This window comes from Chryseobacterium sp. KCF3-3, from assembly GCF_045865955.1.
GTDB lineage: Bacteria > Bacteroidota > Bacteroidia > Flavobacteriales > Weeksellaceae > Chryseobacterium.
Map to the genome: position 1 here is coordinate 4,627,292 of NZ_AP035792.1, position 14,511 is coordinate 4,641,802.

At 36.8% G+C, this 14,511-nt stretch carries 13 protein-coding genes; 10 read left to right on the plus strand and 3 right to left on the minus strand.

Going from position 1 to position 14,511, the window contains the following annotated elements:
- Positions 1 to 270: 270 nt before the first annotated feature.
- Complete coding sequence (locus ACKTTZ_RS20605; protein WP_034698075.1) at positions 271 to 1,215, plus strand: aldo/keto reductase; 945 nt, start codon at positions 271 to 273, stop codon at positions 1,213 to 1,215.
- A gap of 166 nt (positions 1,216 to 1,381) precedes the next feature.
- Here the strand turns inward: ACKTTZ_RS20605 and ACKTTZ_RS20610 are convergent, their stop codons facing one another.
- Positions 1,382 to 3,229: a chloride channel protein gene (locus ACKTTZ_RS20610; protein WP_407846484.1), complete on the minus strand. Its 1,848-nt coding sequence runs from the start codon at positions 3,227 to 3,229 to the stop codon at positions 1,382 to 1,384.
- Positions 3,230 to 3,402: 173 nt separating this feature from the next.
- On the opposite strand from ACKTTZ_RS20610, the gene ACKTTZ_RS20615 reads away from it, so the two are divergent.
- The 6 genes from ACKTTZ_RS20615 to ACKTTZ_RS20640 all read left to right on the plus strand — a co-directional run bounded on the left by ACKTTZ_RS20615 (position 3,403) and on the right by ACKTTZ_RS20640 (position 9,968).
- Complete coding sequence (locus tag ACKTTZ_RS20615; protein ID WP_034698061.1) at positions 3,403 to 4,092, plus strand: response regulator transcription factor; 690 nt, start codon at positions 3,403 to 3,405, stop codon at positions 4,090 to 4,092.
- 23 nt (positions 4,093 to 4,115) lie between these two features.
- The gene (locus tag ACKTTZ_RS20620) at positions 4,116 to 4,469 is read left to right on the plus strand and encodes a four helix bundle protein (RefSeq protein ID WP_407846485.1); all 354 of its coding nucleotides are present in this window, start codon (positions 4,116 to 4,118) and stop codon (positions 4,467 to 4,469) included.
- A gap of 45 nt (positions 4,470 to 4,514) precedes the next feature.
- Entirely contained in the window at positions 4,515 to 5,801 is a 1,287-nt protein-coding gene (locus ACKTTZ_RS20625; protein WP_407846486.1) for a sensor histidine kinase, read from the plus strand.
- A 96-nt stretch (positions 5,802 to 5,897) separates the two neighbouring features.
- On the plus strand, positions 5,898 to 6,653 hold the full coding sequence (locus tag ACKTTZ_RS20630) for a hypothetical protein (RefSeq protein WP_407846487.1): 756 nt from the start codon (positions 5,898 to 5,900) through the stop codon (positions 6,651 to 6,653).
- 51 nt (positions 6,654 to 6,704) lie between these two features.
- A complete protein-coding gene (locus ACKTTZ_RS20635; protein WP_407846488.1) occupies positions 6,705 to 9,125 on the plus strand; it encodes a TonB-dependent receptor domain-containing protein in 2,421 nt (806 codons plus the stop codon).
- A gap of 33 nt (positions 9,126 to 9,158) precedes the next feature.
- Positions 9,159 to 9,968 (plus strand): phosphatase PAP2 family protein, encoded by an 810-nt coding sequence (locus ACKTTZ_RS20640; protein ID WP_253315989.1) that lies wholly within the window; start codon positions 9,159 to 9,161, stop codon positions 9,966 to 9,968.
- Positions 9,969 to 10,134: 166 nt separating this feature from the next.
- Here the strand turns inward: ACKTTZ_RS20640 and ACKTTZ_RS20645 are convergent, their stop codons facing one another.
- Positions 10,135 to 10,938, minus strand: coding sequence for an SDR family oxidoreductase (locus ACKTTZ_RS20645; RefSeq protein ID WP_407846489.1), 804 nt, complete (start codon positions 10,936 to 10,938; stop codon positions 10,135 to 10,137).
- A gap of 19 nt (positions 10,939 to 10,957) precedes the next feature.
- Positions 10,958 to 12,616, minus strand: a complete 1,659-nt coding sequence (locus ACKTTZ_RS20650; protein WP_407846490.1) for an FAD-binding dehydrogenase — start codon at positions 12,614 to 12,616, stop codon at positions 10,958 to 10,960.
- A gap of 151 nt (positions 12,617 to 12,767) precedes the next feature.
- Between ACKTTZ_RS20650 and ACKTTZ_RS20655 the strand changes: the two genes are divergently transcribed.
- From ACKTTZ_RS20655 to ACKTTZ_RS20665, 3 genes are all read left to right on the plus strand, one after another.
- The gene (locus ACKTTZ_RS20655; RefSeq protein ID WP_034698043.1) at positions 12,768 to 13,196 is read left to right on the plus strand and encodes a hypothetical protein; all 429 of its coding nucleotides are present in this window, start codon (positions 12,768 to 12,770) and stop codon (positions 13,194 to 13,196) included.
- Position 13,197: 1 nt separating this feature from the next.
- Positions 13,198 to 13,701 carry a TlpA family protein disulfide reductase gene (locus ACKTTZ_RS20660; protein WP_407846491.1) on the plus strand — a complete coding sequence of 168 codons (504 nt, stop codon included), beginning with the start codon at positions 13,198 to 13,200 and terminating at the stop codon, positions 13,699 to 13,701.
- A gap of 356 nt (positions 13,702 to 14,057) precedes the next feature.
- Positions 14,058 to 14,453, plus strand: coding sequence for a DoxX family protein (locus ACKTTZ_RS20665; protein ID WP_407846492.1), 396 nt, complete (start codon positions 14,058 to 14,060; stop codon positions 14,451 to 14,453).
- Positions 14,454 to 14,511 lie beyond the last annotated feature (58 nt).

The following is a 14,511-nucleotide window of genomic DNA, read 5'->3' on the forward strand; positions in this document are numbered from 1 at the left end:
TATTTAAATCTGCGTATTCTGCAAAATCAGCGTGAGATAAAAATACACTATGTTGTATCTAATTTTATCGGAGATAAAATCTTTGTGTCTTAAAGCACTTAGCGTTTAATTTATTTGCGTCTTTGCGATTTTCCAACAAAGATATTAATCAAAAAAACTCAGTAAACATCAGCATTTCCATTTATAATAACTATGAAGCGAATGGTCATTTTAAATATTCTCAGGGCTTAATATTCCTTACCTTAGATCTCACTTAGTAAAATTATTTTTATGGAAAAAAGAAAAATCAAAAACACCGATTTAGCGATTGCGCCAATCAATTTCGGAGGGAATGTTTTTGGATGGACACTGGACGAAAAACAGTCTTTTGATATACTGGACCGCTTTACTGAAGCCGGATTCAATTTTATAGACACTGCAGATACCTATTCATGGTGGGTGAACGGGAAAGGTGGACAGTCTGAAGAAATCATCGGAAAGTGGATGAAAAGCAGAGCTAACCGTAATGATATTGTTTTGGCAACCAAAGTAGGTTCAGAAACGAAAGAACACGGTTATGATATCAGCAAAAAACATATTCTTAAATCTGTAGATGAGTCTTTGCAAAGGCTTCAAACCGATCATATTGATCTCTATTATACTCATTTTGACGATAATATCACTCCGGTAGAAGAAACCCTTGCAGCATATGATGAGATCATTAAAGCCGGAAAAGTACGATATATTGCGGCTTCCAACTTATCACCGGAACGTTTGAAAGCATCATTTGACGCAGCAGAAAAGAATAATCTTCCTAAATATGTCGCTCTGCAGCCTCATTATAATCTCATGGAAAGAGAAGGTTTTGAGCAAAATTATGCTCCTCTGGCAGAGCAGTTTGATTTAAGTATATTTCCGTACTGGTCGCTGGCAGCAGGTTTCTTAACGGGTAAATACCGTGATGAAGCAGATCTTGCAAAAAGCGCAAGAGGTGAAGGGGTGAGAAAGTATTTAAATCCTAAAGGGCTGGAAGTTTTAAAAGCGCTGGATCAGGTAAGTACAAAGCATAATACCACTCAGGGAACTGTTTCTTTAGCATGGTTATTATCCAATCCTTTGATCACTGCACCTATTGTAAGTGCGACCAGTGCATCACAGCTTGAAACAGTCTTCAATGCACCCAAACTTGTTTTGGATCAGGAAGATATAGATCTGCTGAATAACGCAAGCAACTAATTTTTTCAAATTTCATTATAGACTAAAATTAAATCCGTTCAGCAATGAACGGATTTTTTTATGATGTGACGATGCTAACCACCCCCGTCAAAAATTCTTTGAATTTTCGCCAACCCTCCAGAGAAGTGGAATGGAGTTCTTCAGTTGTTATATTCTGCTATCAATATTAATCGGAATATTCCTTCAGAAGCTGTCTGTAGCTCATCAGTATTGAAGATTTTGAAATAAAGCCTATGAAATCATTATTATCACTCACTACAGGTAAATTCCATACTCCTGTATCGTCAAAAGTCTGGAGAATATCCAATGGTCTATTTTCCCTATGAAGAATAGCTGGGGGCGCTTTCATGATCTGAGTAACCGTCTGAGAGTTTTCCATTTCTTTGTTGAATAAATAAGGTCTTATATCATCCAAAGTAAGAACTCCTTTCAGTTTTCTGTTCTCATCTACCACAGCGAAAATATTTTTGTCTCCATTCTTTACCATTTCAAACAGTTCTGTAACTGAGGCATTCTGACTGATTGTTTGTGAATATTTGTCAATAAAGTCTTCAGTTCTCAGGGCGAAAAGCAGGTTTTTGTCATGCTTGTTTGTGAAAATTTTTCCTTCGTCAGCTAATGATTTTAATTCCGGAGAAATAGGAGAGAACCATTTGGCAATAAGATAAGATATGATAGAGGCTATCATCAAGGGAATAAACAAATCATATCCGAAACTTGACTCTGCGATCAGAAAAATAGCGGTAAGCGGAGCATACAGAACTCCACTCATGGCACCAGCCATTCCTACCAGTACAAGATTGGTGACAGGAACATCCGTAAAGCCTAAATGCTGGCAAACCAGTGCAAATAAATACCCTAAAGTTCCTCCGGCAAAAAGAGAAGGTGCAAAATTCCCACCATTTCCACCGCTGAATATGGTAAATGAAGTGGCAAATGCTTTTAGAAGCAATACCAGAACTAAAAATATAATAATGGTCCAGTCTCCGATTTCAAAATATCTGAAAAAACTGTTTTCAATAATAGAGTAGGTATTTCCATTGGTAAAAGCTTTTACCGTTTCGTATCCTTCCCCAAACAAAGGTGGAAAAAGTACGCATAACAGGGAAAGTACAGCTCCTCCGAACATTGCCTTACGCATTCTCGAAAGCTGAAGTTTTTTTATAAAGTGTTCTACTTTTTGAGAAATAATGACAAAATAACGGGCATACAACCCTGTAACAATCCCTAAAATAAGGTAATACGGAACATTTTTATAGTTGAACGGGTCTCGGGTATAAAACCTGAAAAGAACATCTTCCTGAAGTAAAATTCTTGACAAAAGACTTCCACAGACCGCGGCAACCACCAAAGGAATAAAATCGGTGAAAACCACTCCTGTCAAAAGAATTTCAAAGGCAAACATAATCCCGGCAATAGGAGCATTGAAAGCAGATGCAATCCCCGCAGTAGCTCCTGCAGCAAGTAATAAAGTACGTTCTTTATAACTAAGTCTGTACGTTTGGGCATAATTGGAACCAATAGCAGCTCCGGTAACGGCAATAGGACTTTCCAATCCTGCTGAACCTCCCAATCCTACGGTAACAGCACTTTGTATCACCTGGGAATACATTTTAACGGAAGCTACAATACTGGAATTCTGTGCAATTTCGTATAAAATAGCACCGATTCCTTTACGATCCTGACCTTTGAATAAAGTAAGAACGATCATCGTAGTGAGAACAATTCCTAAAAAAGGAAAAACGATATAAAATAATATCTGGTATTCAAAATGAACTTTATTGGTAATGAAATAATGAATATTGTGCACCAGAGTTTTCAGGATAACTCCCGCAAGACCAGCCGTACAGCCTACCAGAATTCCGGAAAGAACAAGGAACTGGTTTCTGCTCAGTCTGTTGTTCAGCCAATGCAGAATAAGTTCATAACTGCGTGCTTTTTCTAGTCCGTATTTTTGGAAATCTCTTTTAAATTTAAGGAAGCTCAGGTACTTTTTTTTGTTGTGAATTTTCACCTTGGAAATATTTTATACTATCATCAGATTGATACAGCACCGTAAATTTATGAAATATATCACAAAAAACCTCCTTTTGAGCCTTTACACTTGTTCTATAGATTCTATTTTTGTAATTTATAATTTAATTTAAAATTCGAAATTTCTTCTAAATTTGGTTATAGATTTATCGCATGAAAATTCTTATCATTGAAGACGAAGTAGCTCTAGCTCAAAGTATTTCCGAATATCTTTCCGGAGAAAATTACCTCTGTGAAACGGCCAGTACCTTCGGTGAAGCGATGAGTAAAATTGAAACATTCGACTATGATTGTATTTTATTGGACATTATGCTGCCGGACGGAAATGGGCTTACCATTTTGGAAGAATTAAAAAAACAACAGAAACAGGACGGAGTAATCATTATTTCCGCCAAAAATGCTCTTGATGATAAAATTGAAGGACTAAAGCTGGGCGCTGACGATTATCTTACTAAGCCTTTTCATCTTTCTGAGCTTATGGCCAGAGTATATTCTATTATCCGGCGGAAACAGTTCAGTAGTTCTAATGTGGTAAAACAAAATGAACTTCAAATCGATTTATTGGCAAAAACGGTGGCCGTAAATGATGAAGTGATTTCTCTGACCAAGAAAGAATTTGATCTCCTCATTTATTTTATTGGAAACAAAAATAAAGTTATTTCCAAAAGTACTCTGGCAGAACATCTTTCCGGAGATTTCGCTGATATGCTTGACAATCATGATTTTGTATATGCTCATGTAAAAAATCTTAAGAAAAAACTCTATGATGCAGGATGCGGACATTACCTTAAAACAGTGTACGGAACGGGGTATAAGTGGGAAAGCTTTAATAATTATGAATGATGAGTTATAAATGATGAATTGTTATGAGTGAAAAGAAAAATGTGCTGAAAGATAAAAGTTTTAGTTTTGCAATAAGGATTATTAATCTTTATAAATATCTTACTGCTAAAAGTGAATATGTTCTGAGTAAACAGTTGTTAAGAAGCGGAACAGCAGTTGGAGCTTTAGTAAGAGAATCACAAAACGCTGAAAGTAAAGCAGATTTTGTTCATAAACTGGCTGTTGCTCAAAAAAAATGTGATGAATCTATTTATTGGATAGAGCTTTTATTTCACACTGATTATTTAACATTCACTGAATATGAAAGCATCAATAATGAAGCCACTGAAATATTAAAAATAATCCGAAGTATCATCATTACAGCAAAGAATAAATAACAGAAACAAGAATTCATAACTCATAATTTATAATTCATAACTATTGTGAAGCCTCTACTCACCAAAACCACCAAACCCTTTCTTATCTACGTACTTATTGTACTGATGATCAGTATTCCTGTGTATTATTTTGTGGTGGATACCATCTGGAAAAGTGAGCTGGATGAGCATAATCAGATTATTGTAGAGAAAACGGCTTATGAATTCAATCAGCTGCAACTTTCTGAAGAAGCACTGGACAAAAGCCTTGAATTATGGAATCATATTCAGCCTGAAACCAATATTGAAAGAATTTCTCCCAGCCAGGTAAAGCAGGACAGTGTTTATACTTATGAAAAACATCTGCCATTCATTTCGGAACAGAAAAAAGAGCGTTACAGATGTCTTGAAAAAGTAATTTATCTTCACAATAAACCTTATCTTTTTACTATACAGACCAATATTGAGGAATCTCATGAAACCATAGCTGTCATTGCCATGATTACCATCTTTTTTTTCGTGGTGATTGTTCTTGGGCTTTTATATCTTAACAGAAGGCTTTCTTCATCTGTCTGGAAACCGTTCAGAAGTACATTGGATCAGCTGAAAACTTTTAACCTTAACAGTCAGAATGCTATAGAATTTCCGACTTCTGACACTGCTGAATTTGAAGAACTCAATCAGTCTCTTTACAAGCTTATTGAACGTAATGTAACGGCTTACAAAACCCAGAAAGAGTTCACTGAAAATGCCTCCCACGAATTGCAGACTCCGCTGGCCATCATTAAAAATAAACTGGATCTTTTGCTTCAGGATCAGAATCTTACCGAAAAACAATACAGCATTGCAGAAGATATGAACAGGGCGCTTACAAGAAGCTCCCGCATCAATAAAAACCTTTTGTTGCTTGCTAAAATTGATAATAACCAGTTCGACAGCTCGGAAATTATTTCGTTTGATCTTTTGCTTCATCAAAGCATTGATATTCTCAGAGAACATTTTGAGCAAAAAAATATTTCAGTTACAGAACACATTTCAAATGAGGTACAGGTAAGTGGAAACAATATTCTGGCAGAAATATTAATCAACAATCTTATCATCAACGCCATTCGTCATACAGCTGTAGGAGGCAGTATTTCCGTACAGCTTACCCATTCTGTTTTTGAGGTTTCCAATTCAGGGACTGAGAAGCTGAATACGGATTTCTTATTCAAAAGATTTTCAAAGCTTTCAACGGATAATAGTGGAAGCGGGCTGGGGTTGTCTATTATTCAGGAAATCTGTAGGTTTCATCAGTGGACTATCAACTACAGGTTTGAGAATCAACACCATATTTTCTCTGTTAAATTATAGTTAAAAATATTCCCTTTTCCCACAATTCTAAATTTCTTCTAAATCGGGTTGCACCTTTGTATTGAAAACATACTGAGGTATAAATTTTATTTAGAAATGAAAACAGTAAACAAAGTTGCGGCCGTTACTCTTCTGTTCTGGCTGATGAAAATTGTAGCCACTACATTAGGAGAGACTTTAGGTGATTTTATTTCTATGACGCTTCATCTGGGCTATGTAGTTGGTATTCTGATTACCCTGTTGTTCTTTGTCATCATTTTATCCGTGCAGCTAGGTGTAAAAAAATATATACCAGCCGTATACTGGATGGTAATTGTAGGAACAACCACTTTAGGGACGGAAATCTCTGACTTCATCGACAGAACCCTGAAAACAGGCTACCTTACAGGCAGTTTAATTTTGCTTTCCGGCCTTTTAATTTCTTTGTTTTTATGGTACAAAAAGTATGGCAACCTTGAGGTGTATCCCATTTTTGAAAAGAATAAAGAACTGTATTACTGGACTGCTATCTTATTTTCCAACAGCCTGGGAACTGCTTTTGGGGATTTTCTGAGTGATAATTTAGGACTCGGCTACATGACAGGAGCTTTGATTACCGGACTCATTATCCTTATTGTGGTCGTACTTCATTATGCCACAAAGATCAATCATGTGTTGCTGTTCTGGATTGCTTTTGTTTTTACCAGACCGTTTGGCGCTACTTTCGGAGATCTTTTAACCAAGCCTTTAGCGAAAGGAGGACTGGATCTGGGAACTCTCAATGCTTCTCTGATATCCCTTGCTCTGATGGTATTGATGATCGTCATTTCACAAAGAAAACACAGCCGGGAATTCCCCCTTCAAAACGAATAATCCAACACCTCATATAATAAAAAATATTTTAAAGAAAATAAAACTAGAAGAATGAATAAGACAGCTCTGATATTTTTTCCAGCCTGCATAGTGGCTTCTTCCCTTGTTTCTGCACAGACAGCTTCTGTGACAGCTTCAGGAAGAATTACCGGTCAAGACAAGACAGCATTACCATATGCTCATATTATTTTAAAGAAAGAAAAAGACAGCACTTTTACAGCAGGAACAATTACCAATGAAGAAGGAAGATTTTCTCTTACCGGAATAAAACCAGACCATTATCTTCTGGAAACCTCACTCACAGGATATCGTACACAGATACAACCTGTTTTTATAGGAAGTCTTTCTGAGTTTCTGGAAATTCCTACCATTGAACTGACTGCGCAGCAGGAAACGGAAACCAAAATAGAAGCGATTACCATTACAGCTTCTAAAAAAAATGAAATAGACAGCCGTTTGGATAAGAAAATATACTCTGTGGCAGATAATATCAGTCAAAGTGGTGGTTCAGTATTACAAAGTATGCAGAATCTTCCCGGAATTACTGTACAGGATGGTAAAGTACAGCTTAGGGGAAATGATAAAGTAACTGTATTAATTGATGGCAAACAGACTGCTCTTACAGGTTTTGGAAGTCAGACCGGATTGGATAATATTCCTGCTTCTGCGATTGATAAAATTGAGATCATCAACAATCCTTCCTCAAAGTACGATGCGAACGGAAATGCCGGAATCATCAATATCATCATGAAAAAAAATAAACAGAACGGATGGAACGGAAAAGCAGGATTCACCACAGGATTAGGTTCACTTTGGGTAAGAAAGGAAAATCTTCCTACGATAAGACCACAGTACACCCTTACGCCTAAAATTAATCCATCATTGTCTGTCAATTATAGAAAAAACAAAGTCAATATATTTTTACAGGCAGATAATCTGTACACGGAGACACTTAATAAGAATGAATTTGTAACCCGTACTTATGATGACGGAACAGTGATCAATTCCCAGCTGAAAAGAAACAGAAATACCAATTTCTTTACGACCAAAGCCGGAATAGACTGGAATATTGATGCTCAGAATACCTTAACCATTTCAGGAATGTACGGAAGTGAAAAGATTATCGACAGGGGAGACCAGCCTTTTTTCAATGGGGATATGTCTCGACGGCTGCGTCTTTGGCAGTTTCTGGAGGATGAGCTGAAAACAACTGTGATGGGAACAGCTTCCTATCAGCATAAATTCAAAGAAGCAGGACATGTATTGAATGTGGGATTCAATTATACTTTTCATAGAGAAGATGAAAAATATTTCTATGACAATTATCTGCCGTCTTCTACCGGAACTGATGCTTTTAAGCTATTATCGGATGAACAGGTATACGATTTTAATGTAGATTATGTAAAACCATTGAAATATGGACGAATAGAAACCGGAATTAAGCTGAGAAACAGAAGCATTCCTACCAATATGAATTTTATTCCGGGAGCGAACTCTGTGTTGGATGTTTCTGCCGGTGGAAAGGCAGATTATAAAGAATTTATTCCTGCCGTGTATGGAAATTATGTTTTTGAAAATGAAAAATGGGAGGCAGAATTGGGGCTTAGACTGGAATATGTGGGAATTCAGTATGATGTAAATCCAAACCATCCTACCTATAAAAGTGACGGATACAATTACACCCAGCCATTCCCGAATTTCAGGCTGGCGTATAAGCTTGATGATCGTAATAAGTTCTCTGTTTTCTATAACAGAAGGGTAGACCGTCCCAATGAAGTGGATATCAGAATATTTCCAAAATATGATGATGCAGAGATCATTAAGGTTGGAAATCCTGCATTACGTCCTCAGTTTACTAATTCTATCGAACTTGGATATAAACACAATTGGGATAGCGGATATTTATATTCTGCATTATACCACCGTTTTGCCAATGGAACAATCACCAGAATTTCCAGTATTGTTCCCGGCAGCACTTTAATTTATGCCATCTTCCAAAATGCAGGAAAGAGCTATAATACAGGGCTTGAAACAATTTTGAACCAAAAAGTATCGGATGTTTATTCCCTGAATATCAATGGAAATATATATCGTAATCAGATCGATGCATTTACTGTACAAAATCTGTATCCTCAACCCAATACTTTCTCTGCAGATCTGCAAACGGCTATCTCAGGGAATGTTAAGATGAACAATGTTTTTCGTTTCTCCAAAGGGTTAGATATGCAGTTTACATTGGTGTATCTGGCTCCGGATATTATTCCTCAGGGAAAAATACAATCAAGATTTTCGATGGATGCAGGAGTGAAAAAAGCCATTCAGAAAGGAAAGGGAGAACTTTTTTTTAACGCCTCAGATTTACTTAATACAATGGTAATCAAGAAGTCTGTACAGGGTAAAGGATTTGCCTATACCAGCAATGATTACTACGAAACCCAGGTGGTTCGTTTGGGATACAGCTATAAATTTTAATACAGAATCGGATAATTTTAAATATGGTTTAAAATGAAAAAACAGTTTCAAAAAACATGGATGTATGTAATGATTTTGAGTTCACTTTTAAGCAGAATCAATGCACAGAGTGTCAATGATACAATTAAGTTTCAAAAGCCTGTACAGGATAGCATTAGGACGACGGAGGTTACAAAAAGTACTCTGAATTATAAGAGTTTGATCATTCCTGCAGCATTTATTACCTACGGAGTAGCAGGTCTTTCCATTAAGAATCTAAAGCAGCTTAATGTATCTACTAAGGTTGAAATCAACGAACATCAGCCTAAACAGATACAGCTGGATAATTATACCCAATATGCTCCGGCAGTAATGGTATACGGGCTTAATGCAATGGGGATAAAAGGAAAACATAATCTGAGAGACCGCACCATCATTTACGCATCTTCACAATTGATTGCAGCTGCTTTTACAATGCCATTAAAGTATCTGGTAAAAGAAGAAAGACCGGACAGATCGAATACATTATCTTTTCCTTCAGGACATGCTGCCACAGCGTTTTCTTCTGCACAGTTTATGTTCCGGGAATATAAAGACACCAATTTCTGGCTCAGTATCTCCGGATATCCGTTTGCAATTTTCACCGGAGTTTACAGAATGCTGAATGATAAGCACTGGCTGGGAGATGTTGTAGCGGGAGCCGGATTCGGAATTCTTTCTACAGAGCTGGCTTATTGGCTGTTTCCAAAAATTGATAATTTATTACGAGGAAAAAATAAAGTTAAAACTTCGCTTTCATCCACCATGGTAATGCCATTTTATCAGAATAAAATTGTGGGAATTGGTTTGGTAAAAACCTTCTGATATAAAAAAGGTTGTTTCAAAAGTATCATTTTGAACACAGACTAAAGTCTGCGAACGTAGTTCATCAATGCAGTGAAGAATCTCATATAGTTGTTCATCAATAAGATTCTTCCTTCGTCAGAATGACAAAAGCCAATTGTTTGACTTTTGAAACAGCCTCTTTTCATTATACGACTTTTGCCTTACGGACTATTTTTGCCAATAAACCGGGAAAGAATCTCTTAAGATAAACTGCCATTACTTCTTTACCACCTATAGCTTTTTGATTTTTCTGTTTTTCAATGGCAGAAAGCATTTTTTTCGCAAAAATATCTACGGGCATTCCATTCTGTGTGGCATCATCCATTGTACCCTGTAATGATCCGTCTCCGGTAACTGCATTAATAGAAATATCAGTCTGAATAAAACCAGGACAAATGATCGTGATTTTAATATTCTTGGTGAATAATTCTGCCCTCAAGGCATCAAAAAAACCATGTAATGCATGTTTTGCACCGGCATATCCACTTCGCATAGGAGCACCGAAAATTCCCATTAAACTGGACACAACAGCAATCTGTCCTCCTTTATTTCTGATCATATAGGGTAAAACTGCTTTTGTAAGAGCCACTGTTCCGATATAATCAATATCAATAAGCTGTTTATCCACTTCAATATCAGTTTCCATGGCTAATGAGCGTTGGGACAGGCCGGCATTATTAATCAGAATATCAATCTTTCCAAACTGTTCTGATGCTTTTGCTGCCAGGCCAGGCATTTCCTTATAGTTTTTAAGATCCAAAGGAATGACTGCAAATCGGTCTGTATTCAAACCTGCCTGTTCAGCAACCTTATGAAGCTGTTCTTCTTTTCTGGAGGAAAGAATGATTCTGGCATTGCTGTTCTGGGCCAGATTTTTTACCAAAGCTTCTCCAATCCCTGATGATGCTCCTGTGATCCAGATAACTTTATGATCAAAATAACTGCTCATATTCAAAAAGTCTTTAATTTTAAAGTCCGGCAATATATTGTCCGGCTTTCATTCCTGAAAAGATACATCCGCCTAGAAATGTTCCTTCCAGAGCTCTGTAACCGTGCATTCCGCCACCGCCAAAGCCAGCTGCTTCTCCGGCAGCGTACAATCCTTCAATAACACTGTCATCCTCTCTCAATACCTGACCATCCAGATTGGTTTTTATTCCGCCCAACGTTTTTCGGGTTAAAATATTAAGACGTACAGCAATCAAAGGTCCGTTTTCCGGATCTAAGATCTTATGCAGAGCAGCAACTCTTCCCAATTTATCGCCTAAATAATTTCGGGTATTTCTGATATAATTAACCTGAGTGTCTTTTGAAAACTTATTGTCTAACTCTCTGTCTCTGGCTTCAATCTGTGACTTTATATTTTCATAGTTCAGGAGACTATTTCCTGCCAGCTCATTCATTCTTTTAACCAGGTCTTCCAGATTATCTGAAACAATAAAGTCTTTTCCGTGTTCTTTAAAAGCTTCTACAGGTCCGGGCGCTTTTTTACCAAAAATTCTTTTCAGAAAAAGAGCATAATCTTTATTCGTAATATCCGGATTTTGTTCTGAACCAGAAAGGGCAAATTCCTTTTTGATAATTTTCTGTGTAAGGATAAACCATGAATAGGAAAATCCTGTTTCCTGGATATACTGTAAAGTCCCCAGTGTATCAAATCCCGGAAGAAAAGGAGCGGGGAGACGTTCACCTTTCGCATCAAACCATAGCGATGATGGTCCCGGCAAAATGCGGATTCCGTGCTTTGGCCAGATAGGATTCCAGTTTTGTAAGCCTTCCGTGTAGTGCCACATTCTGTCCGGATTAATGATATGAGCGCCTGCATTTTCTGCAATACCAATCATTTTTCCGTCCACATAAGCAGGAACACCACACACCATATTCTCAGGTGCTTTTCCTAATCTATCAGGCCAGTTTTTCCTTACCAGCTCATGATTAGCACCAATTCCTCCAGAAGCGATGATGATATTCGGGGCTGTATATTCAAAGGAAGAGATTACATTTCTATTGGTCTCAGCACCTCTTTCCTGAATGTCATTTTCAAGAATATCACCTTTAACACCTTTGATCTTCCCGTTTTCAGTAATAATTTCAGTCACCCGATGTCTGAATTTCATCTGAAGCAACCCTTTTTCCTGAGCTTTGTAAGCTTTTTCAACAAAAGGTTTTACCACACCTGTGCCTGTTCCCCAGCTCACATGGAAGCGGGGAACGGAATTTCCGTGACCTGTTGCAGAACCATCACCACGCTCTGCCCAACCTACCATAAACATCAGCTTGATTCCCAGTTTGGAAATGTATTCGTATTTTTCACCAGCAGCAAATTTCAGGTAAGCTTCAGCCCATTGACGAGGCCAGTAGTCTTCCGGACGGTCAAAACCAGCAGTTCCTTTCCAGTCCTGTAAAGCCAATTCATAAGAATCTTTGATTCCCATTCTTCTTTGTTGGGGTGAATTGATAAGAAATAATCCTCCGAATGACCAGAATGCCTGTCCGCCAATATTCTGTTCAGTTTCCTGATCCAAAAGCAGAACTTTCTTTCCGGTATTGGTAATTTCCATGGCTGCAGTAAGCCCTGCAAGCCCTGTTCCGATGATGATTGCATCAGGCTGGAATCTTTCTTCCATTGTTAAGAGTGTTTTTATTCAACAATACTTCACATAAATGTATAAAATTATTTGCTAAAGGTTTTAAAATTAAAAATTTTAATAAGTCTATTGGAAACCATACAGTCCTGTACTCTGAACTTTTCAACTTATCTTTGTGAAAAATAGAAGAATGAAGTATTTGTTTATCATTGCTTGCTTGGTCTGTTCGGTTTTCAGTCAGGCACAGCAAAAACAGGATCCATGGAAAGACAGCCAGCTGATGGATCCGGCGTTACTGGCTTCCAGAATTGAAAAGAATAAAACAAAAGATCTGGTAATTATTTCAGTAGGTCCAGAAGCTATTGTGAAAGGCTCTGTAGACATTGGACCAACTCATGAACCAGAAAATCTGGAAAAACTGAGAAATTATCTTAAAGATATTCCAAAGAACAGAGAAATTGTGATTTACTGCGGATGTTGTCCTTTTGTAAAATGTCCTAATATTCGTCCTGCATTTGCTTTGCTGATGGAAATGGGCTTCAAAAATGCGAAGCTTTTAAATCTTCCGAAAAATATCAAAACAGACTGGCTTGATAAAGATTATCCTACAAATGATTAATATGAAGAATGGTTTTAAACTACTATTTTTAATACTGTTTTCAAGCTATATGAATGCTCAAAACAAAATAGAAATAGGGAAGAAAGCCCCTGAAATTACAATGACCAAAGCGGATGGAACTTCATTTTCTCTTTCCGAATTGAAAGGGAAATTGGTTCTGATTGATTTCTGGGCAACATGGTGTGCTCCTTGTGTAGAGGAACAGCCTCAGTTGAAAATGATGTATAGTACCTACTCAGAACAGATAAAAAATAATCAGTTTGAAATCCTGGGTGTATCTTTGGATAAGAATAAAGAAAGCTGGCAGAAAGCGATTGACAGATTTCAGATCAACTGGATACAGATCAGTGATTTAAAATTCTGGAAAAGCCCTGTAGCAAAGCTTTATGAAGTAGATGAACTGCCTTTTAATGTCATTATTGACGGGCAGGGAACTATTTTAGCTAAAAACCTTCATGGCAAAGAACTGGAAGATTTCATTAAAAAAAGTCTGACACAGAATTAAGAAAGATTCTTTCTGGATATAATATAAAAGAGTGGTCAATTATTTTGCCACTCTTTTTTAATTAAAAAAGATAGAAGTATTTGTGTATTAGAATCTTGCCATAATCATTTGAAATATCTGTTGAAGACAGGTTAATGATTATGAGGGAACTCATCATTGTATCCGAGCGTAAAGATAATAAATTTTACCAATTAAATCACTTTGTATTGAAATATGTTATAAAATTAATATCTCATTAAAATACTGTTCACCAATAAAAGTTATAATTACCACGAAGCTAAAACTTTTATATTGATTTCAGAGTTGTTGATATACAGAATATTGAGCCTTTGTTTTTCTATACTAATTTTGTTTCTATGAAAAAGAGTTTCTACCTCCGTTTTGCGCTTTCAGTGATCTTGCTGATGCATAGTGTGATTTCTATTTTCAGTGGGGATGTAAATGACTTTGGACAGATCTATCTGAATGGATTAGGTTTCAACCCAGTAGGAATTTATATGGCCTGGCTGGTAAAACTAACCCATCTTTTATCGGTACCATTAATCTGGATTGACAGATGGATCAAGCCAGTGGCTGTTAGTAATATTTTGATTTTCATTTTTGGAATCTATTACGTCCACTGGCAAAATGGATGGTTTGTGGTAGGTGGAGGAACGAATGGTATTGAATTCAATGTGTTACTGATCTTCTGCTTTTTGAATCTTATGTACCCTAAAGTTTCTTTGCATTTTATGAGTAAAAAGAAGAGCTAGACTTTCAAAAACGATCTGTTTTCCACTAAAGTTTATTATCTATTGTAATCAAAACTGA